The organism is Nocardioides sp. GCM10027114 (assembly GCF_042659625.1).
Lineage (GTDB): Bacteria > Actinomycetota > Actinomycetes > Propionibacteriales > Nocardioidaceae > Nocardioides.
The window spans coordinates 17,205-44,203 of record NZ_JBHSSS010000025.1 but is presented as its reverse complement, the minus strand read 5'-3'; the positions used below and the strand labels follow the sequence as shown (position 1 = coordinate 44,203).

Genomic DNA, 26,999 nt, shown 5'->3' with positions numbered 1-26,999 from the left:
CGCTTGGAGGTGGGCTGATCAGCCCAATTCACCCTTCGTCGTCGGCAGGAGCTCGCTCGGCTCGCCGGACCACACCACCACGAGCTCGTCACGGGCCCTCGTGGTCGCCACGTAGAGCAGCGACCGCTCGCGACGCAGCGCATCCTCACGGTCAACGTCACTGAGCCCGTTGAGCGCGTACGGCGCCGGCAGCGACCCTGCGTCCGTGCCCGCGACCAGGACCCGCGAGAACTCCATCCCCTTGGCCCGGTGCATCGTCATCACCACGGGCTTGCCGGTGGGGACGGTCCTGTCCTGGACGAAGCGGGCCTCCACACCTCGCTCCTCGAGACCACGAACCAGCCGCTCCCCCGCCTGCTCGGTCCGCACCAGCACGCCGATCGTCTCGGGCACGACATCTGCCCCTCGCCAGCCACCGATCACCTTGGCAGCGAGGTCGAGCTCCTCGGTGGGCGTGGTCGCGCGCAGCATCTGGGGCGCTGGCCCAGTTCGAGCCGACCGGTAGTCGCTCGTGTCCTCGGGCTCGTCCTCCAGGTCGACGAACTCCGTCCCCGACAGCACGCTGACGGCGTAGCGAAGGTTCTGCGCCGTGGTGCGGTAGTTGAGCCGGAGCCGCTGGGACCTGCCCACGATCTTGATCCCGTAGCGCCCGAGCACGATCTTCTGCCCGTAGATGCGCTGGTGGGAGTCCTCGGCGATGAACAGGTCGTCGGGCCCCTCGGCCACGAGCGCCCGCAGCAGCTGCCAGTGGGTCGGGCTGAGGTCCTGCCCCTCGTCGACGAGCACGTGGTCGAACGGGCGCACCCCGGGCGCGTCCAGCACCTCCGCCGCGATCGCCGCAGCCTCGGCGAAGTCCACGCTGCCCCGGATCCCTGCGTCGAGCCGGTAGGCCTCCACGACCTTCCAGACCGCGGCACGCGCCGACCGGTCGAGGGCGATGCCGCGGCCGGGGCGCCGCACCCTCGCGTACTGCTCGAACGACGTCACCCTGTGCGGCAGCACGACCGTGGCGTACTCGGCCTCGAAGAACGTCGGGCTGCGCAGCTCGGCCGGCAGGTCGCCGCCGTCGCTGGCGATCGCGTCCCTCCAGGCGGTGCGAGGCGTGACGTTCCCGATCTCGCTGGTCCGGCTGCCCAGCACGGTGGTGACGGCCGCAGCGAGCGCCTGCGGGTTCGTCTGGCGCACAGCACGCGCTGCGGCGTCGATGCCCCGCACCAGGATCCCGGGCTGGCCGACCTTATCGACGGTCCGGAGCGTGGGGTCGAGCACCTTCAGGTCGCGCTGCAGCGCCTCGGCCAGGGTCTTGTTGAACGTCGTCAGCAGGATGCGGGCGTCGGGGTCCTTCCTCGCCAGGTGGCGGGCGCGGTGCAGCAGCACCACGGTCTTGCCGGTGCCGGCGCCGCCCGAGAGCCGGAAGGGCCCGTTCCAGCTGCGCTCGGCGTACCGTCGCTGCTCGGGGTGGAGAAACACGCGCCATGCAGCGAAGTCGTTGTCCTCGATCGCGCGACGCAGGTCCGCGTCGTCCTCGACGAAGGCGAACTGGAGCCGCGCGGCGGGGTGGTGCAGCGCCCTGGCCAGCTGCTCGTCCGCATCCTTCGAGGCGTCCGCTGCAGCGCTGTCCTCGATGCCGAGCGACTCCCGCACCTGCTCGATGCTCTTGCCGGCAGACAGGTCGATGAGGGCCACACCCTGCCAGCTGGTAGCCACGTCGGCCAGGGTCACGAGCTCGTCGGGATCGGTCACCTCCATCGCCAGGTCGACGAGCGCAGGGTCCAGGCCGAGGTCGTCGACGAGCCGCTCGGCGGTGTGACCGAGGCGGACCAGCAGCGGCTCGGCGGGCTCGGCCGGCGCGGCCGGCGCGGGCTCCTCCGCGACGTGCGGCGAGGGCGGAGGCGTCGCCGCGTCGTCGCTCAGCAGCAGCTCGGCGATGCCGTTGACCGGGTTGACCTGGAGCCGGGCCCGCATGGCGAACTCGGCAGCCTCGTCGTGCGGCCAGACGCCGAGATAGACGTACATCGAGTCGGCGCCCTGCCCCTGGACCTTGAACATCACGGCGCGCCAGAACTGGTCGACCCGTCCGGTCCGGACCCGCGGGTCCACCGCGTGGACGATCGGCTCCACGTGCAGCCCAGGGAGGGTGTCGTTCTCGGCGAGCTTGGCCAGGAACGCGTAGGCCTTGCCCCGCACGGAGCCATCGATGCTGGGGGCGTGCTGCTGCGGTCCGAGGATGATCTGCGGCACTAGTGCTCTCCTGCTTCTTCGAGGGCAGCGCGGATGGCGTCGACGTCGGGCTGGACGACGGACCAACCGAGCTCGACGAGCTCGTCGCGGTCGTCCTCAGGCATGTCGATCCCGACGGCGACCCGCTGCTGCGGCCAGGCCAGGTCGATGGGCAGCCCGTCACCGGTCTCGAGGCCGAGCACCGGGACGGGCAGGTCCGCGGCAGCCAGCTGCTCGAGCAGGCCGCGCTCGGCACCGACTGCCTGCTCCAGTAGCGGACGCCAGGGGGCGGGGTGCTCGACGTGCACTCCTGCCGGCGACCCGGCGTCGACGCGCACGCTGGACTCGACCGCGGCACCACCGGTCTGGCAGTAGGTGACTACGTGAGCCTCCTGCAGGCGCAGGTTCACGAGGTTGGAGAGCCGCAGCCACTCGTTCCAGGCGGACTTGTGCTGTTGGCCCAGACGCTCGGCCCGGTCGTCGATCAGGGCGGCGATCTCGGTGGCGTGGCCGTTCGTGTTGCGTGCCACCACCGTCAGTGTGTCGTGCTGCCACGACCACGCCGTCTGTTCACCGGTCGTGGGCAGCGGTTCACCGTCGTGCAGCAGGCGCACAGTGGCGCCGAGGCCGACATCTCGGGCGACCTTCCCAACCGAGCCGGCACCGACCAGCAGCAGCGGAAGGTGCTCCGCCAGCGCCTGCAGGCCGGCCGGGTCAGGGTGGGCGACCCAGCTCGTGACCAGGTCGACCGGCCCGCCCGTGACCAGGTCCCGCAGGCCGGGCCGCAGCGCTCCCTTGCTCACCGCCATTGCCTGGCTCCAGCGCTGCTCGCTGAACCACGGCGGCGGGCTGACCGTGCGCGCCTCGGCGGCCTCCAGGTCCGCCCACGTCAGCGAGACGACCACGTAGCCCTGGGCCCGCAGCACGGCCCGCTTGTGTGCGTCGTCGGCCAGCCGGTTGACCGCCGGGCTGGCGTGGAACTGCCAGCCGTCGCAGAAGACGGCCAGGCGCGGGATGTCCGGGGCGTTGCAGACGAGCACGAAGTCAGGCCTCACCTGCCCGAGCGGCAGCTGCGGCTCCAGGGTCCAGGTCCGGCCGCCGAGAAGGATCGTCCAGCGGTTGCCGTGGGGCCCGGGGTGCTCGGTGACGCTCGCACCCAGCCCCTCGGTGAGTCGGTGGTGCAGCACGGCCCGCAGCTTCTGCTCGATGTGTGTCTCGGGGTCGTACGTCGCGGTGGCCTGCGGCACCACGGTCCACTCGATGGCCTGGCCGAGGTCGCCCTCGGACCTGTTGCCGAGCAACAGGTCGCGCAGGTGGCGCTCGGCCGCGACGCGCGAGACGTACCGACCCGCGGGGCCGTTGATCCACGGCGACAGGCACCGGTGGCAGGCCGCCCGGTTCTCGTGCTGGCACGGGCAGTCCCGCACGACGGACCACGCTCGGTGCAGCACCGACCAGAGCTTCTGCGGCTCGGAAAGCTCCGCGAGGTAGCCCGTGCCGCCAGGCACCACGTCGTGGACGAGCAGCGCGTCGCGGTTCTCGGTCCCGTCGCTGAGGAAGGGGTCGACGACCTGCTCGACGGCGAGGTGGTCGGGGGCACCTCCCAGGTGCTCCCTCAGACCGAGCTGCAGGGCCGCCATCAGGCTCGGCACCGCGAACCGGTCACCGACGGTGATCGTGGCCGGCAGCCGGATCACGACGCCCTCCGTGGTGAGCGTCCGCGAGAGGGCGATGGCGCGGACGTCCTCGTCCAGCGCCTTGCGCTGCGGGCACCAGGGCCGGTGCTCCGCGGCCGAGTTGCGACCCGTGCCGGTGTCGACCTTGCCGCACTTGGCGCAGACCCGGAACAGCGGCGCCGCGTGCTCCTGCCCGGCGATCCAGCGGGAGCCGGACGACGGCTCCCCGGCCCGGCCGAGGTTGAGCCACCTGATGGTCATGCCGACCAGGTGCTTCACGCCGAGCGGGTAGCCGTCCACGTGCCACTCGTGCCGCGGGGTACCGACGTCTGCGGCGGTCACCACCTCGAAGCCGGTGCGCTGCCGGTCGTCGCGGCCGTCGTCGATGGTCGCCTCCTCGCGCCGCACGGCCGAGGAGACGCTGGTCAGCTCGACGACGTCGAGGTTCTGCTGGACGTCGGCGATGGCCGGGTCGCCGCAGCGCGGGCAGGAGGCCGGCGGCTTGGCGCCGTCCACGCGATGGTGGGCGTGGCCGCACGATGGGCAGAAGGCCCAGCGCTGCACGGCCTCGGCGTTCGCACCGAGGTCGACGGCGTCGACGAGCAGCTGGTGGCGGTTGGCGTAGAAGGTGGCACCCGGCGCCAGGTCGCGCAGCGCGAGGGCCGAGGCGCGGTTGAAGGTCTGCTCCTCCGTCACGTACGTCTGCGTGTCGGGGTCGATCCAGCTGAGCGTGACGTCGAGCGTGACCGAGTCGTCGAGCAGCGTGTAGTTGGGCAGGATGCCGTGCTCCTCCAGCACCCCGATCCAGTAGCCGTCGCGGACGTCACTGAGCTGCTTGCGCGCAAGGCCGAGGCCAGCCACGGCGGTGCGCAGGGCCACCTTGTCGTCGTCGCTGGCCGCGGGCAGGCCGGCGCGCTCCTGGAGCTCGGGCAGCTCGGTCTGGATCTCCGAGATCCGGTGCTGCAGCGTCTCGACGCGACGCGTCCAGCGGTGGCGCTGCTCGTGCAGGAAGAGCGAGAGCAGGCTGGTGAGCGGCTCGGCCCCGGGCGTGGCCCAGGCCTTGAGCCGGTCCCGAGCGTCTGGTGAGAGCGTGTCGAAGCCGGCAAGGAAGCCGTCCAACGCCTCGCCGGTCTCGCCTGCGGTGGCGAGCGCGTGGAGGAAGCTGCCGTCCTCCATGCTGCCGATCGCCTGGGCCGGTGTCGTCGGGTGCGGCGCGTCGGGGCGCCGCGCAAGGGTGTCGGCTACCGAGGCGAGGTACTGGCGCCGCAGGATCTCCTCGGCATCGAGGTACGTCGCGGGAGGCCGGACCTGGCCGTTGACGACCGAGAGCGGGTCTCCGAGCCGCGGCAGCTGCTCGCCTCTGCCGGAGACGAAGGCGAGGTTGAGGGCGCTGCCGGTGAGGCGCCCGGCGCGGCCGACGCGCTGGAGGTACGACGCCACGCTGCGCGGCAGCGAGGCGAGCATCACGGTGGAGAGGTCGCCGATGTCGATGCCCATCTCCAGCGTCGGGGTCGCGACGAGGACATTGGGGGCCTGCGGGTTCGTGGCGCTGACCTTGAACTGCTTCTCGTACTCGAGCCGGGTCTCGTCGGGGAGCAGGCTGGTGTGCTCCCTGGCGACGACCCGCGTGGTGTCGGCTGCCTCGTAGAGAGTCCGGTAGAAGTTGTCCGGTTCGCCGGCGGCACGGCGGAGCCGGCCACGGCAGCGCAGCACCTGGCACGGCGCGCCTTCCAGCTCGTCCACCACCTGCCGCGCGCCGGGCACGAGCGACCCGCAGGTGTCGCAGGCGAGCAGCACGGCTCCGCCCGCGAGGTCGTCGCCGCTCACCGGCTCGACGAGGACGCGGCTGGGCAGCACCTCGTAGACCTGCCCTCCGGACTGGGTGTTGACGGTCTGCACGACGTCGAGCGCGGCAAGCTGTCGTAGCAGCTCGACCGCGAGCGAGGCACCCTCGGAGGGCGTGCAGCCGAGCACCCTCGCAGCCCACACGGCGTACCAGCTCTGCGACGACGCGACAGAGACGAGGTCGTTGTCGCGGGGGCCGCCGCTGCCGCCGACGCGCGGGTAGGCCGGCGCCGGGCGCCCACGGGGGAAGGCCGGCATGCCGTCGGCTGCTGGGCGGCCACCCCAGATCGGGTAGCGGCGGCCGTCCTCGGACTGGTAGCGGCGGAACCACTCGTGCTGGATCGCGCCGTCGGTGCGCATCCGCTCCAGGACGCCCCGGACCCAGCGCACCCGATCAGTGTCGGTCACCCCGAGGCCCTCGAGGTGCTGCTGCCCGACGGCCTTCTCGACCGTGGTGGCAGCGCGCAGCAGGGTGGCCGCGGAGGCGTCGACCTGGGCGGCGAGACTCCCCGTCAGCTCGAGGGTGCGGCCGAGGCGCGACTGGAGACCGAGCTCGAGGACCGTGTCGAGCAGGAGCCGCTTGCGCACGCGGCGCATCACCGCAGGCGGGACCCGACGCTGGCGACGCTCCCGCCAGAACGGCGCGAACTCGTCACGGTCGGCGTAGTCGGGGGGCAGCAACCGGTAACGGCGGTGCGGGTCGTCACCTGCCTGCTCCAGCATTCGCTCCACGAGCAGGTCTAGGCTGACCGGCTCGTCGTCCACGGCCGCGCGCAGCACGGCGCGCAGCGTGAGCCGGTGGGAGCGGCTCTGGACGAAGCCGGCACGGTGGGCGGCGTCCTGCACGCTGTCGGTGAAGACCAGGCTCTTCTTCTCGGTCTTGTCGAGGTCGTCGCTGCCGAAGATCGTGGACAGCGACACCGAGAGCAGCGTCGCGACGGCGGTGCCGAGGAACCGGATGCCGTCCTTCTGCAGGCAGGAGGGGCAGGTGTCCTTGCGGGAGTGCTCGCCGGCGCTCGGGCCGTGGTGGGCAAGGACCGGCAGGACTCGCCCCTCGGCGAGGTCGCCGGCGTCGTCGGGTCGACCGGCCAGCACCCGCCGCTGCTCGGCGTGAAGCCACATCAGCCGCGGCTCGTCCGGGTCGCTGGGGGGCTCGCCCGGATCGGCCTCGGCCTCGGCGGGCGCGTGGATCAGGGCACGGAACTCGCGGTCCTCGGACATGCGGGCTCGCCGGATCTCGTCGGCGTCGGCGCCAGTGAGGTCGAATCCTCCGACGGGTGCGCGCTGCACGGCCCATCCGGACCTGCCGCAGTGGCGGCAGTAGATCGCTGGGAACGCCGGGACCCCGCCGGTGCCGGCCTCGGCGCCTGCGGCCAGATGGCGGTCGTCGGACCAGAGGTACTCCGGGGTCCCGGTGGCGCGTCGGTCGATGCGGCTGAGCTCGCGCACCCAGAGGTGGAGCTCGACCGACAGCGCGGCGCGGCCGACCTCCTTGCGCACGTGGCTGAGCACCGCGCTCCACAGCAGCAGCACCTGCTCGGCGAGTGCGCGGGCGGTGTCGTCGGCGGCGTACGACGGGAGCACCGCCTCGACCAGGTCGGCGAGGTCGGCGGCCTGCTCCGCGGCGGCGACGAGCGACCGGGTGAAGGGGTGCGCCTTGACCAGGTCGAGCAGCTCCTCGGGGCTGGCGCCCGCCAGCAGCGGGGCGTTGCCGTCGGCGTCGGCGTCGGCGAAGAGGCTTCCGAGGACGACCTCGGCGATCCGGCGGCCCTTCACCTGGGAGGAGCCGACCTCGACGGCCAGCTCGACCGCCTCCTTGTCGGTGCGCGGCGTCAGCGTGGTGGCCGGGGTGCCGAGCCAATCGTCGAGGTCGAGCCGTGACTCGGTGACGACGGAGGTCTCGTCGAAGTCGTCGCCGAAGACGGTGCGGGCGAACTCCAGCATGGCGAGCGGGTCGCCGCGGTCCCCCAGCGTCGCAGACGTCGCGACCGGCGTGACGAGCCCGAGCGGGCGCGCCCGCTCGGCGGCGGTGAACGCGTCGGCCGGCCAGTGGCTCTTGAGCGCCAGCCCGAGCCGGCGCAGCAGCATCGAGACGTCGGTTCCCTGGGCGCCGTCGTAGGTGTGGAACTCGTCGAGCACGAGGTACTGGAGGCTCGTGGCGCTCTCCGCCCAGATGCGCTGGTCGGCCTCGCGCAGCAGCATCTGGTCGAGCATCTTGTAGTTGGTGAGCAGGATGTCGGGCGGCTCGTGCCGGATGACGTGACGGTCGGTGATCAGCCCGTCGGCGCTGACCCGGGAACGCGTGATGCCCTGCTCCCCCGTGTATAGGGCGGCGGTGATGCCGGAGAGCTCGTCGTGGCTGGTCAGGATGTCCGCGAGACGGCCCGCCTGGTCGTTGGCCAGCGCGTTCATCGGGTAGAGGATCAGCGCCTTCGTGCCGGTGACGCCGCGCCGTCTCGCCCTCAGGACGTGGTCGAGGATCGGGTAGAGGAACGCCTCGGTCTTGCCGGAGCCGGTGCCGGTGGTGACCAGGGTGGGCAGCGGCCGAGGCTTGTCCGACCCGAGGTCGAGGCTGGTCAGGCGCGCGAACGCCTCCGCCTGGTGGCCGTAGGGGGTGGGGCCCTCGTACCACTCGAGCGAGTCTCGCCAGCCTTCAGCCGCCGGGCGGAACGGCAGCCGCAGCCGCAGGTACGGCCCCTTGAAGATGCCGCTCTCTCGGTCCTGCAACAACTCCAGCAGCGCCGCACGCGCCTCCTCGTCGGCGAGCGAAAAGGTAGTCGCCAGGTAGTCGAGGATGCTCTGCTGAACCCGGGGAGCTTGGGTGGTGGGCAGCAGCTCGGTCACGCGCCGCCCCGTTCCGCGAGCACCTTCTCGAAGTGGGCGTACGCCTGCCGCATGTCCGCCTCCCGGTCCAGGGTGGCGAACGGCAGCTCGTACGTGTAGCTGTTCCCCGAGGCGTTGGTAGCGGTCCGCTCCTCCTCGCTGATGGCGTCACCCCTCTTGCGCCAAGCTGCAAGCACGGTCTTGGGCACCAACCTCCCCAAGGTGTCGTAGACGTATTGGCTTTCGTCGTAGAAACGCAGAACCGAAAATTCGGACCTGTAGACCTCGCATAGGTCATCCACAGAAATTCCAAGCCCAATAGCGATCAGCGCATCCAACTCAACCTGCGCCTGCCGGCGGTCTGACGCTCGGCGAAGCGGCAGGCCCGGCGACCACGAACCTTCGACATTCGTTAGCGTCGGCCTGCCCGCGTAGGCAAGCCCGCCCGACCAGTCGGTCCACCTTGAAGAGCCCTCTGCAACACGAGCCCACAACTCACCGAAGGCCTGGGTCAGGAAGTTCAAACGGGAAACTCGCAGAATGACGTCATCCGCCAATAGAAAATCATCGGGCAGAATCGGGATGCGTCGCATGGCCTCCTTGTTTAGCGTTGCGGGAGAAACGTTGCGCACAAAAAAGTCGACAACGAGCGCGCCGGCCGCGCCCGCGCTCAGGACAAGTTGTCGCGGCTCAACGCCACCCAATCCTGACACCGCGTGAACGTGGGCAGCGCCAGGCGGGACGAGCGCAGAGATAAGCGTTCGCTCGTTGGAAGTGTTGACCATACTCCGCCACAACAGACGGTAGTGGTCGAGCGCCGAGGCGCCCTCGGCACCCCAACGACTAAAACCTTGCCTGTATTGGCGTCGAGACCCCGAGGGCTTGTAGGACGTAACCGGGAGGGCAGCCGCAGCAAGTTCGTCCAGGTCTATCAAACTCCAGTCCTTATTGCTCCTCATCGATTGATTCGGAAACTTGCTGAATAAGTTGTGCACGTGGAAGTTCGGCCCCTGAAGGATTACGTCTTCCCACGAGTCGGGCATCCCCCATGCCCTTACGAACCTTCCCGAGACAAAGTCTGTTCTCTCGTTCCATCCCTGGGAGTAGGAAAAGTCCAGAGAACCCAACCTGGGCGCCTGAGCGAGACGATCGAGAACTCTCGTCATGCTGACGGTCAACCCACCTACCATCCGCGCTTGGCGCGGAGGGACATCTGGCGACTCAACCAGGTCACGCCAAGAAGTAAGAACATCCTCGTCGACTCGAACAAGTCGATCTCGATGAGGCCTCACATCCCAGGCACCCGAATCGGTCTTAACGCCAGGAACGTCGCCACTGCCGTCGTGAGCAAGCGAACGGATTACGGTATCCGGATGGAAAAGACCTAGAGCCTGAATGAAGTCGACACGTGATCGCTGACTTCCATATACGTGAACGCCATAGCGAGTCGTGTTATGCACCTCGAACAGCAGGAGTTCATTGCTGAATTGCCAGTGACGCCTAAGCCTTTCGTACGCTGCGCAACGAAGGTACTTGGCCTTCTCCTCAACGAAGTGCGACTCTGGATGGAGGAGAACCACAATCCCGCGCTCCGTCTGATGCAGCCATGTCCGCTCCATGAAGCATCGATAAAGGTCTGGGCGCAGTCCCGTGAGATGTGGAAACAATTGGGGCGCTGACACCGCGGCTCGAATCGTCAGTTGGTCAGCTGCTGACTGCACGTACTCCCGGCACACCGACGCTTGGGAAAGCGATTGCGCTCTCAACGCGGCCGCGACCTCGCTTGCCATCTGCTGACTTAGCGCAAATCGCACGTCGAACTCGGCGAGCGCTGCCGCCTCATCCCAGTCCGGCCTTACCCACGGCGGGTTCCCGACCTGCAGGTCGAAGCCCCCGCTTGCGAACACCGGGGCGAAGTCCAGCTCCCAGTGGAAGAACCCCTGCTGCTCCGCGATGCGTTCGCAGACCTTGAGCCAGGGATGCGCCGCCAAGACCTTGTCGAACGGCATCGCGCTGGCGAACGATCGATCAAGCTGCTCGGCAGTCTCGAGCTCATCCCACGTGACGGCAGACGCCAGCGCTTCGTCCCCCTTGCGCGCGTATGCGGCAGAGCCTGTGCTGCCCAGGATCATCCCGAGAGCGTCGTACCACTGCTCCAGGCTCGGCGGCGCGACGCCGCCATCGTCGGGGTCCTCGGTGAGCGGCCAGAACCACAGCGCGCACCAGGCGTCCATGACCCGGCGCAGCCGCCTGTAGGCGCCGTCGACGTCCGCGAGAGATGCCTCGATCTCCTCGCGGGAGACGTGTCGTCCCGCGGAGCTCTTGGTCTCGGCGGGCTTGATCTCCCTGTCATCGCCGTCCCACAACCGGATGTCACGACGGACCTGCTCGTTGGCGATCTCCAGGCGTCGCTGGGCGAGCTGCCAGAGCCGCTCGACGCGCTCGCCCAGGTCGACCAGCCGGTCGACCTGCTTCTTCGCGGGCTTGCCGCGGATGCTCTTGCGCCATGACTTGAGCGCGGCGACGGCGTCGGGGACGAGCTCCTTGATGTCCTTGCCGACGTCGGCGGCGGCACCCCAGCCCTCGGCGGGCAGCAGGAAGTGCGGCACCCGCCCGGTGATCTCCTCGCTGTTCGAGACGGGCTCGGGGACGGCGGTGAGCCAGGTCTTGTCGGCCACCTGGCTGCGCCGGAACACCGCCCGGCGAGCACCGATCAGCGAGTTGCCGCGACGGAGGTGCAGGCCAAACCAGGGCGCGTGCAGTCCCTCCACCATCGTGTCGAGCCACAGCGAGATCTCCGCCAGCTCGACCGCGGTGGCGTTGAGGTCGACGCCATACACGTTGTGCAGCGCGAGGTAGGCCTTCACCCGCTGCAGCTCGCGGGGGTAGTCCTCCGGGTCGATCCTCTCCCCCAGCTCCTCCTGCCGTCGCTTGAGGTACTCAGCGGCGAGCTGGCGCACCGCCTCGATGGCGAACGCGCCCGACCCGAGCGCCGGCTCGCACACTGTCAGCCCGAGGATCTCCTCGGCCGTGGTCTGGCGGCCGTCCTGGTCGAGCAGCTCCTCCAGCGCCTGCCCGACGGTGAACCTGGTGAGCACCTCTGGCGTGTAGTAGGACGCGGACTGCTGCCGCTCGCGGCCGGCCAGCCGGAACACGAAGCTCCCTCTGCGGTGGAGCACGGCCTTGCGCTCCCCGGTCACCGGGTCCTCGGTGGTGACGAAGTCCTTCTCGTCGATGCCACCCGAGCGCTCCACCGGCACCAACCAGGAGCCCTTCGAGGAGTCACCGTTCTTCGCCACCTCGTAGAGGTCGGTCTCGGCGAAGCGGCCGGTGTAGGACATCAGGCCCTCGTAGACCGCGCCCAGCTGGTTGATCCCGAGCTCGGCGTAGGAGATGAACCCACGGTCGCGGCCGCGCGACTCCTTCGACAGCAGCAGGTGCTGCAGCACCTGCTGCAGCCGCGCGTTGCCCAGCCTCACCTCGTCGACGTGGGCGATCGCCTCGGGCCGGAACAGGTCCGCGCGCAGCGAGCGGAACCTCAGCGGGTCAGACAGGCCGTCCTCGTCCCCGGTCTCCGGCTCGTAGCCCCGGTCGACGAGGCGGAAGAGCACGCCGAGCGAGTCGTAGAGATGGGTGCCGTGCTCCGCCTGCGGCGTAGTCAGCGGCACCTGCACCAGCTCGCGCAGCCGGTCGATGCTGTAGCCCTGGTCGTACTCCGGTGCCCCGACCGGGAGCACCCCGAGCTCGGGCGACGCCTCGGCGTACAGCAGGAACAAGATGCGGTAGAGGTAGCGCAGCGCCTGCTTGGCAAGCGGCTGCGCCTCCTCCGCCGGCAGCGGCTCCAGGCCCAGCAGTCGGCGGCGGTCCACGACCTCGTTCGCGATGAGCTCGATCGAGAGCCGCACGCCCTCGCGTAGGTCCTGGGACACCCCGACCGTGTGCTTGACGGACTCCTCGAGGGTCTCGCTCCACCAGACGTTGCCCTCGGCGTCGGGCGCGAGGGACTCGGCCGACAGACAGGTGAGCGCGCGGTCGACCTCGCCACCCTTGGTGGCGTCGTTGCGCTCACACACGAGCTGGAGGTCGATCGCGAGGTACCGTCCCTCGGCCCAGCGCTCCTTCTCCGCTAAAAGCGCGACCCGGCCCGCCAGCACCAGCGCGAACGCCGGGCCGCCGTCGCGCACGAACAGCGTCGAGAGCAGGCGTGGTACCGAGCAAAGAACAGTGCCGTCCTCAAGCTCGTAGGGCTCGCTGAGGGTCTCGGCGTCCTTGTCCAACAGGTCCTCGACGGAGTCGACCGGCGAGGCCGAGACGAGGGCCGTCCCGGGGACGCCCTCGAGGCCGACGCGGCTCACCTCGTCCACGGGCCCGGTCGCCTCGTGCTCGAGGCCCAGCGCCGACCAGCCGAGGATCTGCAGCAGGTCGTGGCGCAGCTCCGCGGCCAGGCCGGGCGCCTCCTCCAGCTCGGCCAGCCGCGATAGCAGCTGGGACCGCGCCCCGGTGAAGCGCGTGCGCACCGAGTCGCCCTCGAGGGCGTCCCACTCCTTGCGTCGGGCGAGCACCCGCGCCTTGAAGGACTGGCTGGTGGCGTCCGTGGTCAGGTAGTGCTCGCTGATCCAGTCGCCTCCGACGAGGATGGCGTCGCTGGCGCTCACTGGGGACCTCCAAAGGCGGTGGGGACGACGACGAGCAGCGGGCGCACCAGGCGTTGGTCGGGCAGCAGCGAGGCGGCCACCTCGCGCTCGCTCTCCACCAGCGCGCGACGGTCCCGCAGCTGCAGCCGCTGCGCCTCCTCGTCGGCACGGGCCTCCCACTGGTGGACGCGGTCGAACCACGCCTCCACCCTCTTGCGCACCTCGGCCTCAGCCGCGTCGACCACGGTGCCGAGCACCTCGTGGCCCTGGGCGACCGCGGGAGCGACGTACGGCTGCAGGGTGTCGAGGTGGTCCACGGCCCCGGTGTTGACGGGCGTCCCGCCCAGGCCCACCGACTCCAGGGCGCCGCGCAGCGAGCGGTGCGGCTCGGCCAGCTTCAGGCCTTCGGGGGCGCCTGCTACGAACCGCGTGACGACGTAGGACGACGCCACCACCTGGCCGCGTCGGTTCGTCAACGTGCCGTGCAGCAGGACCGCGGGCTGCTCGACGGGCCCGCGGACCGCGAACACCCGGTTGCGGCCCAGCAGCGCGAGGGCCCGGTCAGCCGCCCAGTCGAGCACTGGGTGCAGCGTGGAGAGGTAGTGGGCCTCGGGCCACAGGGTGTGCTGCCCCTGCCCTCGGGCGGCCTGCAGGGCCTCCTCGCCGCGGCGCTTGGTGGTGGCCAGCCGCAGTCGCTCTGCGACGTTCCGGTCGCGGAGGTAGCTCTGCGGCAGCACCTCGAGGCGGCGGCGCAGGTCGGGCGACGGCTCGAGGTCGGCCACCTGGTAGGCGGGGTTCTCGCCCCAGGCAACGCCGTCGGGCCACCTCCGGCCCGGGGTGACCAGCACCTCGTCGAGCGTGTCACGGAGGAAGTCGAGGTCGGTGGCGTAGACGCCGGACGGCTTGTCGAGCTCGACGTCCTCGTCGTCGTCCGTGGCCCCCATCAGCCGGGCGAAGAGGTCGTCGAAGCTGTCGCCCTGGCCGACGTCCTTCACCTCGCGGACGACCTCGTCGAAGGACTTCTGCTCGGCGAGGACCCGACGGATCTGCTCCTCCTCGCGTGCCACGTCGTGCTGACCCATGAGGGAGGCCGAGTCGCCGAGCGCCTGGTGGGCCTCGTGCTCGCGCTCCATGAGCCGGGTGAGCACCCGGAGGTCGCCCAGCGACCCGTCGACGTCGGGGTCGAGCAGGAGTGTGGTGATGCGCGGGTTGTGCCGCTGGCCGTACCGGTCGATGCGGCCGTTGCGCTGCTGGATGCGGATCAGGCTCCAGGGGATGTCGTAGTGCACGAGGTGGTGGCACTGCAGGTGCAGGTTGACGCCCTCGGAGGCCACGTCCCCGGTCACCAGGACCCGGATCGGCGAGGACTCGAGCTTGAAGGACTCGACGACGTCCTGCTGCTCGGTGTCAGTGAGCCCGCCGTGGAGCACGACGACCTCGTCCGCGGCCATCCGCAGGTCCTTCGAGAGGCGGTCGCGCAGCCAGGTGAGGGTCGCGACCCGCTCGGCGAAGACGACGACCCTGGTCGGGCTGCCCTTCTTGACCCCGATCTCGGCGAGGTGCTCGCGCAGGGCGTCGTACTTGCCGCTCGGCTCACCGAGGGCGCGCTGGGCGAGGGCCAGGAGCCGGTCGAGCGCGTCCGCCTCTGCCTGCTCCGCGGCTGTCAGGTCGCGGCCGAGGCGCCGCCGGCGCTCCGACACCGTCGACACGAGGGCCGCGGGCGAGGAGAGGAACGCCTTCATCACGGTCCAGGGGAAGAGGGCCGCGTTGGCGCCCGAGTAGGGGCTCTGCCCGGACCGCGGGTGCAGCCACACCTCGTCGAGCTCTCGCGCGATCTCGTCCTCGATCGGCGAGGCCTTCACGACCTTGTTGTCTGGAGGGAGCCTCTCGGCCCAGTCGCCCCCGACGTGGGAGGCGACCTCGGGGCTGTGCCGGTGCCGGCGGATGACCAGCCGCTTGACCTCGTCCTCGACGAGCTCGCCGTCGGGCCGCACGGCGCTCGGCTCCAGCATCCGGACCAGCTCGGCGAAGGACTCCTTGCGGCCGTTGTGGGGGGTGGCCGACGCGAGCACCAGCGCGTCGGTGCGGCTCGCGAGGAGCCGGGCGAGCCGGTTGTTCTGCGAGGCGCCGGTGACGTTGTGGGACTCGTCGATGACGACCGCGTCCCAGTGCTGCTTGCGAAGGTGGCTGAGGTACCGGTCGCTCTTGAGGGTGTCGATCGAGATGATGACCCGCTTGTAGTAGGCGAACGGGTTGCGGTTGCCCGGGATCTTCTGGCGGATCCGCTGGATGCCGACGGAGTCCAGCCGCACGAAGGGCAGGGCGAAGCGGGTCCACATCTCGAACTGCATCTGCTCCAGCACGTGCCGAGGGGTGACGACAAGGATCCGCTCCCCACGGCCACGCCGCACGAGCTCGGAGAGGATCATGCCGATCTCGATGGTCTTGCCGAGGCCTACCGCGTCGGCGAGCAGGATCCGGGGCCTGAGGTTCTGCGGGTCGAGCGCCTTCCGCGCCGCTTCCAGCTGGTACGGGAGCGCGTCCGCGAGGCCCTGGGCCGCAACGGTCAGGGTGGGGTCGGTGACCGGGACGGCCGTCTTGCGCCGCATCGCCTCCAGCCACAGCCGGGACCGCCGGTAGCCGGGCGTGTCGTCGGCGACCACCTGCGCCTCGGCAGGGTCGAGCACCTCGATCCGGTCCAGGGCCGTCGAGAAGGTCGCCGAGGTGTCCCGCACCAGCTCCGAGAGCCCGTGCACGTCCACGAACCAGGCCCCGTCAGCGGACCGCTCCGTCCGCGTGACCAGCCACTCCTCGTCTCGCACCACCAGCACCGAACCGGGGCTCGGGGCTGGGCTCGTTTCCTCCGTCACTCCCACCACAGGCGCGACCATAACCCGACGCTCCGACGTCGGCGAGGCACATCCCGGGAGGATCGTGCCGCGATCACATCACCCCCTTGCTGGCCGGCACGGTCTGGACCTCACCGGCCCCAAGGCTCAGCCGGGGGTGGAGCAGTGATCGCGTCGAACCTCGTGCGGCCAGCTCGCATCAGGCCGGGTTCACCGACTGCGCACGTAGCTGGTCCGGACGAATGACGACAGCAAAGACTCGAGGGCGAGGCACTGCCCGCGTGCAGTCTGTTTCTGGCAGGCTCGGCGTCCTCATGAACGGGGAATCAGACTTGCGAGAAGGCCTCTACGAATCGGTAGTCACCACGAGCTTGGGACGGCAACTCGACGGACTCGTAGCCCTCGAGACTCAGATCGCCAAGGTCGATCCGGCCGACCAAACTCACGTGCTGGCGAGACATCTATCCGAGGCCATCCAACGTCGCTTGGCTGCGGAGAAGGACCCCGCGCGCAAGCTCGCGTTGGCCAATGAGCTTCTCGCGGCAGTAGACGCAGCCGTCCCGGAAGTCGCCGATCCGGTACGCCAGCTGCACGCAGTACGGCGGCCTTGCGCTCCCGGTACCGTGACTCGCTACCGAGACCGGCCCAAGACGCCTCTCAACGAGGCAGCCCTCCTAACGAACGCTCACGGTGAGCCGTCACTCGCGGCGGAGCTGAAGGCGGAGATCGACTCCGCCGACAGGATCGACTTGTTGTGCGCCTTCGTAATGTGGCGCGGCTTGAGACTGCTGGAGGGGCCTCTCAAGCAGGCAAAGGTCGCCGGCGTTCCGATCCGGGTCGTCACCACCACCTACATCGGCGGCACCGAACGCGAGGCCCTCGATCGGCTCGTGCGTGACTTCGGCGCCGAGGTCAAAGTGCAGTACGACGCCGCGCGAACACGCTTGCATGCGAAGGCCTGGCTGTTCCGACGCAACACCGGGTTCGACACGGCCTACGTCGGCTCGTCGAACTTGTCAACGAGCGCTCTTCTCGAGGGCGTGGAGTGGAACGTCCGCCTGTCTCAGCAGGCCACCCCTGCACTGCTGCAGAAGTTCGAGGCCACGTTCGACTCCTACTGGAACAGTTCCGAGTTCGAGGACTACCACCCAGACAAGGACCGCGACCGACTTGACGACGCCCTGATTGCAGCGAGGGGCGGCCGCTCGGGTGACCGCGTGACCATCTCCATTTCAGGCCTCGAGGTTCGTCCGTTTCCCTATCAACAGGAGATGCTCGACGCGATTGAGGTCGAACGCCTGGTCCACGACCGCCATCGCAACCTGGTCGTGGCGGCCACGGGCACTGGAAAGACCGTAGTGGCCGCCCTCGACTACCGACGGCTATGCCAGGGCGGTCACAGACCCCGACTGCTCTTTGTCGCTCACAGGCGCGAGATCCTCGAGCAGTCGCTTCGCACCTACCGCGAGGTTCTGGGCGACGGCGACTTCGGTGAGCTCTACGTGGGCGGCGCCCGACCCGAACGCTGGGAGCACGTCTTCGCCAGCGTTCAATCGCTGACTTCGTACGGCGTCAGCAACATCCCGAGGGACGCCTTCGACATCGTCGTCATCGACGAGTTCCACCACGCTGAGGCGCGCACCTATCGCCGGATCCTGGACCACCTCCAGCCGACTGAGCTTCTTGGACTCACCGCTACGCCGGAGCGCGCCGATGGGACCGATGTCCGGGCCTTCTTCGACGGGCGTACCGCAGCCGAACTGCGCCTCTGGGACGCGCTCGGGGCGGACCTCCTCTGCCCGTTCCATTACTTCGTGGCGGCCGACGGCACAGACCTCAGGTCGATCAGGTGGTCGCGAGGCAGATACGACGAGGCCGAGCTCAGCAACGTGTACACCGGCAACGACGCCCGCGCCCGCATCGTCCTGAACCAGCTTCGCGACAAGGTTTCCGACGTCGGCGCTATGCGGGCCCTCGGCTTCTGCGTGAGCGTGGCGCATGCGGAGTACATGGCCCAGGTCTTCAATGACGCCGGCATTCCGGCTCGGGCGGTCAGCGGTGCGACAGCGCGGGCGGAGCGCGATCAAGCGCTAGTAGATCTGCGAGGTCGCGCCGTCAACATCCTCTTCGCGGCGGACCTGTTCAACGAAGGCCTCGACATACCCGACGTCGACACGGTGCTCTTTCTCCGCCCTACAGAGAGCGCGACCATCTTTTTGCAGCAGCTTGGCCGCGGCCTTCGGCGGACGCACGAGAAGGCAGTTCTTACGGTTCTGGACTTCGTCGGGTATCACCGTAAGGAGTTCCGCTTCGACCAGAAGCTCCGCGCTCTGACAGGGGCTACCCGGACCGGCGTCGAGCGCCAGGTGAAGGATGGCTTCCCGTTTCTGCCCGCCGGTTGCTCAATCGAGATGGATCGACAGTCGCAGACTCTGGTCCTGGAGAACCTCCGCTCCCAGATCGCCAACCGCTGGCAGCAGATTGTTGCCGAGCTCCGTTCCCATGGTGAGAGCGACCTTGAAGAGTTCCTGCGCGAATCGGGCGTCGAACTGAGCGACGTGCTGCGACGCGGAAGTCACTCATGGACACGACTGCGCCGCGACGCCGGCCTCCCCACGGCACCCGGCTCCGATTTGGAGGAGGCTTTGCTCAAGCGAGTCCGGGCGTTCGCCCACGTGGACGACCCTGACCGGGCCAGGGCGTATCGCGCGCTCCTCGCCGATGACGCTCGCCGCTACGACGATCTATCGCCCGGCGAGCAGCGTCTTGCTCGGATGCTCTACTACTCGCTGTGGTCCGACGGCGGCGGTCACGCGTCGTACTCTGCCGGATTCGCGGCACTTCGCGCGGAGCTGGCGACACGGCGGGAGGTTTCCGCTGTGGTCGACCTCTCCTTCGACGCGGCGAGGCACGTCTCATTGGAGCTCGAGGACGAGCTCGCTGACATCCCGCTTCGTGTGCACGCGCGCTATCAGCGGGAGGAGATCTTGGCTGCCCTCGACTTCCCTCGGAAGCCGAACAGCTTCCGCGAGGGCGTTTGGTACTCGGACGACCTCAACATCGACGCGTTCTTCGTGACGCTGAAGAAGTCAGAGGCCGACTACTCCCCCACGACCATGTATCGCGACTACCCGATCTCGCCCACACTGTTCCATTGGGAGTCGCAGTCGACTACGTCGGTGACCTCGAAGACGGGCCAGCGCTACCTGAATGGGACAAGCCGCGTGCTGATCTTCGCCCGCCAAGAGCAGAAGGATGAGTTCGGCACGTCTCCGTATCTCTTCCTCGGCCTGGCTCACTACGTGAGCCACTCGGGAGACCGGCCAATCGCCATCACTTGGCGGCTCGAGCATGCGATGCCGACTGATTTCTTCACAGTGGCGTCCGCGATTGCTCAGTAGGCGGGCATTCCACCCGGATGCCGGTCTACGAGCAACCGCAGTGTCCGTTGAAGTCGATGGGGCGGGCACACGACTGGCACACCAGCACGTTCGGCTGGTTGTCGTGTGGCACCGAGCGGAAGACCGGTGTGGTCGACGGCTTGAAGCGCGCCGGGGTGGGCGGGCCTGGGTGGCGCGCGGGCGTTGACTTCGGAAGGGCCGGCTTCGGCTTCTCCGGAGACGCTGTGGGCTCGGGCTCTGCCGTGTCAGCGGGCTGGTCCGGGCGCTCGGGCGCTTCCTCCAGTTGAGGCGCGGCCGGACGGTTCCCACCCAAGCGGGAGCGCAGCTCGGCGAGGTGTCGCGCCTGCTCCTCCTCGATGACCCCGCGGATGAGCTGGGCCTCGGTGATGTCGGTGGCCTCGGGGCTGGCGTCCGCCACCTCGCTGGTGGCGGCGAACTGTGCGAACAGCTTTTCCTTCAGCGAGAGCATGGCCATCAGGCGCTCGTCGACACTGTCCGTCGTGAGCAGTCGGTGCACCTGCACCGTCTGGACCTGCCCCATGCGGTGGGCCCGCTTGATGGCCTGATGCTCGAGACTGGGCTTCACCTGCGGCTCGCACAGCACCACCACCGAGGCCGCCTGCAGGTTGAGGCCGACCCCGCCGGCGACGATCTGGCTCACGAGGACGCCGGGTGAGGAGCTGTCGGTGAATCGGTCCACCTGGCGCTGCCGCTCGTCCGGGGAGGTGCCTCCGGTGATGACCCCGAGGACCGCGTCCCCGAGCCGCTCACGGATGGTCTTGATGACCTCGAGGTAGTAGGAGAAGACGAGGACCTTGCGGTTGTTGCTCAGCGCCTCCTCCACGACCTCCTCGAGCCGCTCGAGCTTCTGGGAGCGCCTCGGGTCCGCCACGAACGCCGTCTGCCGCATGGCGTTGAAGTCGCCCGCGCCGACCGCGTCCAGGTAGGCGGACTCCTCGTGGGACGACTGGTCGACCCAGTCCTCCACCTGCACGAGGTCGGGGAGCTCGGAGAGCACGTCGTCCGCGTTCCGGCGCAGGTAGACCGGCGCCACCGCCTCCCGGAAGCGTCGCGTGCCCGCGACCATCGACGCCGGGTCGAGGTCGTCCAGCACGTCCTCCTGGAGCACCTGGACGAGGCTCACGAACTCCTCGACCCGGTTCTCCAGCGGGGTCCCGGTCATGAAGAGCGCCCGCTCGGTGGCCTCGACGAGCTCCCGGACCGCGATGGACCGTTGCGCGTTCGGGTTCTTCACGAAGTGTGCCTCGTCCACGACGAGCATCGCCGGCACCGGATCGGTGAAGTCGTGCTTGGCCAGCAGGTTGAACGACGTGACCGCCACTCCGCCGCGCTGGCGCCACCACCGGAGGTCGCGCTCGCGGTCGCGCTCCGGACCGTGGATGCGGTGGACCTCGAGGTCGCTGTGCCGCCGGATCTCCTTGATCCAGTTGACCAGCACCGCGGGCGGGCACACGACCACGAAGTGTCGCGACCCGTTCGCGGCGAGGTGGGCCATCGCCGCGATCGCCTGGATGGTCTTGCCCAGACCCATTTCGTCGCCCAGCAGCACTCGCCGCTGGACCAGGGCGTATCGGGCACCGAAGGACTGGTACCCCCGCAACGAGGCCCGCAGGTCCTTCTTGAGCAGGCCGGTGTCCAGCACCTGCCGCTCGACGGCAGCCACGATCTCGTTCGGGAGGTGTCCCTGGACCGCGTCGACGTCGACGTCGTAGCCGACGATCTCGCCCAGCAGCCCGTAATACACGGGTGAGCGTCGCTTGAAGTCTTCCCAGGCCTCACTCGCCGCGCCGCTCGGCCGAGTCGCCGTCTCCCCCAGGAGCACGTCGATCCGGTGCTCGCGCACCCAGGCTGCGCGTTCCTGGAGGAACCGGGTCACGTCCCGACCGCGGCGGGGCGAGTCCCGGTGGATGATCGCCAGCTCCTCCCCCGAGGCGAGGGCCGGCCGCAGCGGCTGCAGGTCCGCGATCAGCGCCTCGAGGTCACCGCGGACCTCGTCGAGCCGGTCGTCGAAACCGAGCAGCGCATGGAGGCCGACGATGAGGTCGGACAGGAGCTTGTCGCTCTCGTCCAGGTCGATCCGCAGCTTCAGGTCGGCGAGCACCTCGCGTCGGATCGCCTGGGCGGTGCTGACCGCCAGTCCCGCCGACTGGTGGCTCATGCCTCGGACGGACGACAGGCCGCGCCCCCAGGCCAGGACGTCCTGCACGCTGGTGACGCCGGCGCTCTCGAGGGGACCGACTCTCACCTGCCCCATCGAGGCGGCGTGCAGCGTGTCGAGCTTCATCTCGGACAGCCGTCGATCGACCATCCTGGCCTGCACCGCTTCGAAGGCGGACTTCACGGGCGCCGCCAGCCGCTCCCGCGCCGAGAGCAGGTCCACCCCGCGGACCGCCACCGCATCGAGAGACCTGACCTCGTCCGCGGACAGCACCGCGCTGCTCGCCGGCTCCACAGCGCCCACTGCCGCCGCCAGTTCGGAGAACGCCTCCTGGAGGAGATCGCTCGGCGCGAGGGCTCCCCCGCCCCGGCTCAGGGGCTGGCCCGACGCGGCGGCGGTGACGTCCTCGGCGAACCCGGTCTTGTCGGCCCAGTCGAGCAGTGAGTGGACGGCGTTCGCGGTCGAGAGGGCCGCGGTGTCGTCCCGCCGTCCACGCCACCAGCGCGACTTCTGAGTGGCACTGCCCGCCATCAGGCGCTCCAGCTCGTCGCGCAACGGCCGCAGGTGTGGGCGAAGTGCCGCCAGCTGGCGACGCCGGACGAGCCGGACTTGCCGCGCGCTGCCGGGTTGACTGGTCGAACCCAGGTTGCGAACCGGCGCGAGCACCAGCCCGCGCGCGAGCCCCACACCCTCCGTTCCTTCGACGCTCCAGCTGGTCCCGCGCAGCTCACGCTCGGCCGCTCTCGAGATCTCGAGCTCCTCGGCGAGGAGCTGGTCCATCGCCTTCGTGAGGGCGCGGGCGCGCTCCAACACCGAGTCGACCGTCGGCCGCTCGGCGGACAGGGCGGTCTGAGTCATCCGTGCCTCCTCACCAGGGCTCCCTGGCGGAACGCCACAGGACGTTCCACGAGAGCTCGTACTCGTGCTGGTGGAAGTCCTCGGTCCGGATCCGCGCGAAGGGGTCGACGGCGTACCGCAGGGTCGCGCCACCGGCGCCGTTCCGCGAGGGCTGGACGAGCGCGAGGCGGTGGCGGTCGCCCAGGTTGCGGGCCTGCAGCACCTGGGTGCGCGTGACCCGCACGCCTCCGCCGTCTCGCGGTGCGTGGTGGACGTCGATCCAGCGGCTCAGACCATCTGGACGGGTGCTCCGCACCGTGGCCGTCCCGGCCTCGACCCACTCGCCAGGCTCGTGCCCCAGCTCCTGCTCGGCTGCGTGGACCAGGTCGAGCCCGCCGGGCGGCAGAACTGCCTCCTCGACCTGCGGTGACAGGAGGCGGACCGGCACGACGACCGCGCTGGCGAGCACACGGGGCGGACGGGCCACGACCCGGGCGTCGGCGGCCAGCTCCTCCAGCCTCCGAGCGAGTCTGGACTGCAGAGCCTGCACCCTGCGTGCGTCACGTTCCCGTCGCTGCGCGTCGTCGCTCCGCCGATTCCGTTCCGCTTCCGCACTCCAGTGGGCGATCTCCGCCTCGAGCCTCCTTGTGACCTCGTCCCGCGCGCGCTCAACGGCCGTCGTGTGGCTCTGCGCCACGCGACTGCGGTGCTCCCCGACGAGGTGGCGCATCGCCCACTCGGTGGCGAGCTCACGCCCCTGGTCCAGGAACGGATGGTCGGCCAGGACCCGGTCGAGTGCGCTCTCCTCCGTCGGCAGAGGAGACCGGTAGTCCAGGTACGTCGGCCCCACCTCGCCGTGGAAACCTTCGCCGTCGAGCTCGACGAAGGCCACCCGACGGGACAGCGTGTTGGGCGTCGCGTGCCCGTCGGCCATGTCGTGGCTGACGCCGAAGAAGACGCGGCACCGGCTCGCCCTGGGGTCGGGATCGACCAGGACCGCCCCCTCCCTCAGCACCTCGCGCCACTGGCGCTCCGCGACATCCGCGACGGCGTCGAGCAAGGGGTGCCCCGGGGCCACCAGTTCAGGGAGTACGCCGGGCTCGCCGGTTGTCCGCTGCGGGTCGAAGCTGACCACCTCGTAGCGGGACCGCACGATCGCGGCCGTCCCGCGGCGACCCGCGCTCCGCACCGCGTCCGGCACGAACCCGACGTCGTGGAACCCGTCCGGGCGGCGCCGCACGCGCCCGCCCAGCTCCTTCAGGGTGGACTCGAACCACGACGAGGTGAAGTACGGCTGCAGCTGGGTCCGACCGCCCGCGTCGAGTCGGTCCCGGGCCTGCTCGACGTCCACTTGCTCCAGCACCGTCTGGTAGAGCGCACGGCGCTCGACGAGCTCGGGGATGCCGGCGCTGACCCGCTCGTCGATGACCGTCTCGAGCTGCCTGCGGACGTCGGGGTCATCGCCGTGCCGGATGGCCTTCACCAGCAGGTCCCGCAGGGGCTCGCCCTCGAAGGCCTCGCCGAGCACGTCGAAGACCTTGCCCTGGTACGCCTTGGACTGCTCGGCCATCTTCGCGAGCAGTCGCCTGAAGACGTCACCCTCGCGCGTCCCGTCGGCGACCAGGTTCCACAGGTGGCAGACCTCGGTCTGACCGATGCGGTGGATCCGACCGAACCGCTGCTCGATGCGGTTGGGGTTCCAGGGCAGGTCGTAGTTGACCATCAGGTGCGCGCACTGGAGGTTGAGGCCCTCCCCCGCGGCGTCGGTGGCGACCAGCACCGAGGTCCCGGGGTCGCGGGTGAAACGGTCCTGCACGTCCCGGCGGGCGGGGCGGCTCACGCCGCCGTGGATCTCGACGACGGCGTCGGCGCGTCCGGGCAGCTCACGGATCCGCTGGGTCAGGTAGCGCAACGTGTCGCGGTGCTCCGTGAAGACGATGATCTTGCGGGGCCGTCCCTGGGCATCCTTCGTGAGCTCGTGCTCCTCGAGGATCGAGCGCAGCTCGGACCACTTCCGGTCCTTCCCGGCTCTCCTCACCTGGGTCGCGAGGGTGACCAGCACGTCGAGGCTCGAGATCTCCACGTCCAGCTCGGCCACCGTCCGGGCCGCGCTCGCGGCGTCGACCAGGGCCTCCTCGTCGTCCTCCAGCTTCTTCAGGTCCTGCTCGAGCCACTCCTCCTCATCGAGGTTCCGCGTGTCTACGGAGCCGAGCTCCGGCGCCTGGGCAGCTCCGCCGGACGCGAGCTCCTCCCGGATGCGGGTGAGCCGGGCACGCCGGCGCTCCAGGCTCCGCAGGATGGCCTCGGGGCTCGAGGCGAGACGGCGCTGCAGCACGGTGAGTGCGAACCCGACGGTGTACGCCGCGCGGCCGTCGCCCTCGCGCTTGAGGCGCTCCGCTCGGTTCATCTCGTGACGGACGTAGTCGCTGACCTCTTGGTAGAGCCGCAGCTCGAGGTCGGTGAGCGTGTAGGTCACCGTCTGGGCCCGACGTTCCGGGAACAGCGGGCGGCCATCCATGGTGAGCAGCTCTTCCTTGAGCATCCGCCGCATGAGGTCGGTGCCCGGGGCCAGCGACGATCGTCCCCGGCCTTGGAACCTGTCCTCGTCGAGGAGGGCCAGGAACGCCTGGAACGCGGAGGCGTCACCCGCGTGGGGGGTCGCGGTCATCAGCAGCAGGTTGCGCGTCAGCCGGGCCAGTCGCTTGCCCAGCGTGTAGCGCTTCGTAGGGACGAGCTCGGTGCCCGCGTAGCGGGCGGACATCCGGTGCGCCTCGTCGACCACGACGAGGTCCCACTCGGAGCGGTCCATCTGCTCCATGAGCTCGTCGTTGCGGGACAGCATGTCCATGCGGGCGATAAGCAGCGGGTTCTCCTCGAACACGCTCGCGCTCACGGTGCTGGCGATCAGCTCACGCGAGAGGAGCTTGAACTGGAGACCGAACTTCTCCCAGAGCTCGTCCTGCCACTGCTCGACGAGCCCGCCCGGCGCCACGATCAGGCAGCGCTCGAGGTCGCCCCGAAGGACCAGCTCCTTCACGTACAGGCCACACATGATCGTCTTGCCGGCACCGGGGTCGTCGGCAAGCAGGTAGCGCAGTGGCGTACGGGGCAGGAACTCGCCGTACACCGCCTTGATCTGGTGCGGGAGTGGTTGCAGCGTCGAGCTGGACACCGCCAGCATCGGGTCGATGAGGGCGGCGTGCTTGATGCGGAGCGCCTCGACACCCAGCTTCCACAGGCGTGGGTCGGCGCCGAAGCGGCGATCCCTGCCGGGGGCATCGACGCTGAGGACCGCCTCGTCTTCCCGGTTGACGAGCCCCTCCGCGGTCGCTCCGGTCGAGTCGCGGTAGGTGATCTGGAGGAAGTCGCCTCCCACCCACGACGTGGACACGATCTCGACGGCCTCGGCGGTCAGGCCCCGGACGCGCAGCCCGGGCATCAGCTCCTCGAGCCTCATGCTTCCAGCACCTCCATCCACTCCCCGACCTGAGGTCGGGTCCCAGGTGCGCCGGCGGCTCGCTCCCAGAGCAGCTCGAGGCGACGGACCTGCCCGTCGGTCAGACCAGGAATCGAGGTCGGGACCCTGAACGTGTCGGGCCGCTGCGTGCTCACCGAGACCAGCAGCTGGTGGGCGAGGACGGCGAACTCGAAACGGTCCTCGTCGAAGGACTCCGCACGGTGCGCTCCGCCGGAGCTCACGTTGACGAACTCTCCGCCCAGGCGTCTCACCGCGGCCGGGTGCAGCCACAGGACGGCAGGTCTGGGGTCGAGCGCACAGGCGAACGAGGTGAGCGCAACGCCGGAGGTCAAGCAGTCCCGTGCGTGCAGCGCGCCCAGCAGCCCGCCCACGAGTCGCACCAGCTCGATCCGGTCGAAGGGGTCCGCCTGGCCCAGGATCTGGTCCAAGGTCCGAGGAACGAGTGCTCCCTCCTCGCTGGTCACCATGAAGCGCCGGTGCGGCGCGGCAGCGGCGTACGCACGGTCGGCGGCACGGCGCACCGGTAGTAGGGCTTCAGCGGGCTCGCCGCGCAGCGCAGCCGACACCTCCCGCTCTGCCTCGCCCAGGTCGTGCAGCACCTCGTCGAGCACGACCGCCGGCAGCGTGGCGGTGTGGGTCGCCAGGTCTCGGGCGACCATCGGCTGGGCGCCCGACCCGAGCTCGTCTGATGCTGGTCGGGCTAGGGGCGGCGGGGCGTAGCCGCCCTCCACCTGCTCGTAGTGGACGTGCGACAAGTCGTCGAGAACGGGCTCGGGCGCCGCGGGCGGGGCGGCCGCAGGCGCGGGCTCGGCGTGTACCGCCGGCGTCGGGGCCTCGGCGACGGCTGGCTCGGGTTCGGCGGTCTCGCCCGTGGGAGCAGCCGACGGCGACGGGCGCGGCTCTACTTGATGCCGAGGCCCGCTCGGCTCGGGACGCACCGTCGGCTCGGGCGGTGCCGCTGGCCCGGGAGGTGCCACGGGCTGGCCGGGGCTCGCCGGCTCCCGCACGCCGGGCTGCGCGAGTCGTGGCCTCGCCGGGCCGCGTGCCGGCGGGACCG

The 26,999-nt window shown here is 69.9% G+C and carries 8 protein-coding genes; 1 reads left to right on the top strand and 7 read right to left on the bottom strand.

Going from position 1 to position 26,999, the window contains the following annotated elements; translation table 11 throughout:
- Positions 1–18: 18 nt before the first annotated feature.
- From ACFP2E_RS13395 to ACFP2E_RS13380, 4 genes are read right to left on the bottom strand one after another with little or no spacing between them, the layout of a single operon-like run.
- On the bottom strand, positions 19–2,241 hold the full coding sequence (locus ACFP2E_RS13395) for a 3'-5' exonuclease (RefSeq protein ID WP_378523971.1): 2,223 nt from the start codon (positions 2,239–2,241) through the stop codon (positions 19–21).
- The gene (locus tag ACFP2E_RS13390; protein ID WP_378523970.1) at positions 2,241–8,585 is read right to left on the bottom strand and encodes a DEAD/DEAH box helicase; all 6,345 of its coding nucleotides are present in this window, start codon (positions 8,583–8,585) and stop codon (positions 2,241–2,243) included. Before ACFP2E_RS13390 ends, ACFP2E_RS13395 begins: the two co-directional genes overlap by 1 nt.
- Entirely contained in the window at positions 8,582–13,219 is a 4,638-nt protein-coding gene (locus tag ACFP2E_RS13385) for a class I SAM-dependent DNA methyltransferase (protein ID WP_378523969.1), read from the bottom strand. Before ACFP2E_RS13385 ends, ACFP2E_RS13390 begins: the two co-directional genes overlap by 4 nt.
- The gene (locus ACFP2E_RS13380; RefSeq protein WP_378523968.1) at positions 13,216–16,089 is read right to left on the bottom strand and encodes a DEAD/DEAH box helicase; all 2,874 of its coding nucleotides are present in this window, start codon (positions 16,087–16,089) and stop codon (positions 13,216–13,218) included. The genes ACFP2E_RS13385 and ACFP2E_RS13380 overlap by 4 nt, the downstream gene beginning before the upstream one ends.
- A gap of 272 nt (positions 16,090–16,361) precedes the next feature.
- On the opposite strand from ACFP2E_RS13380, the gene ACFP2E_RS13375 reads away from it, so the two are divergent.
- A complete protein-coding gene (locus tag ACFP2E_RS13375; protein ID WP_378524181.1) occupies positions 16,362–19,448 on the top strand; it encodes a DUF3427 domain-containing protein in 3,087 nt (1,028 codons plus the stop codon).
- Positions 19,449–19,473: 25 nt separating this feature from the next.
- On the opposite strand, the gene ACFP2E_RS13370 is transcribed toward ACFP2E_RS13375, so the two are convergent.
- Genes ACFP2E_RS13370 through ACFP2E_RS13360 form a run of 3 tightly spaced genes read right to left on the bottom strand, consistent with a single transcriptional unit; the run spans position 19,474 to position 26,697 of the window.
- The gene (locus ACFP2E_RS13370; RefSeq protein ID WP_378523967.1) at positions 19,474–22,485 is read right to left on the bottom strand and encodes an SNF2-related protein; all 3,012 of its coding nucleotides are present in this window, start codon (positions 22,483–22,485) and stop codon (positions 19,474–19,476) included.
- A 10-nt stretch (positions 22,486–22,495) separates the two neighbouring features.
- On the bottom strand, positions 22,496–25,921 hold the full coding sequence (locus tag ACFP2E_RS13365) for a helicase-related protein (protein ID WP_378523966.1): 3,426 nt from the start codon (positions 25,919–25,921) through the stop codon (positions 22,496–22,498).
- On the bottom strand, positions 25,918–26,697 hold the full coding sequence (locus ACFP2E_RS13360) for a hypothetical protein (RefSeq protein ID WP_378523965.1): 780 nt from the start codon (positions 26,695–26,697) through the stop codon (positions 25,918–25,920). Before ACFP2E_RS13360 ends, ACFP2E_RS13365 begins: the two co-directional genes overlap by 4 nt.
- Positions 26,698–26,999 lie beyond the last annotated feature (302 nt).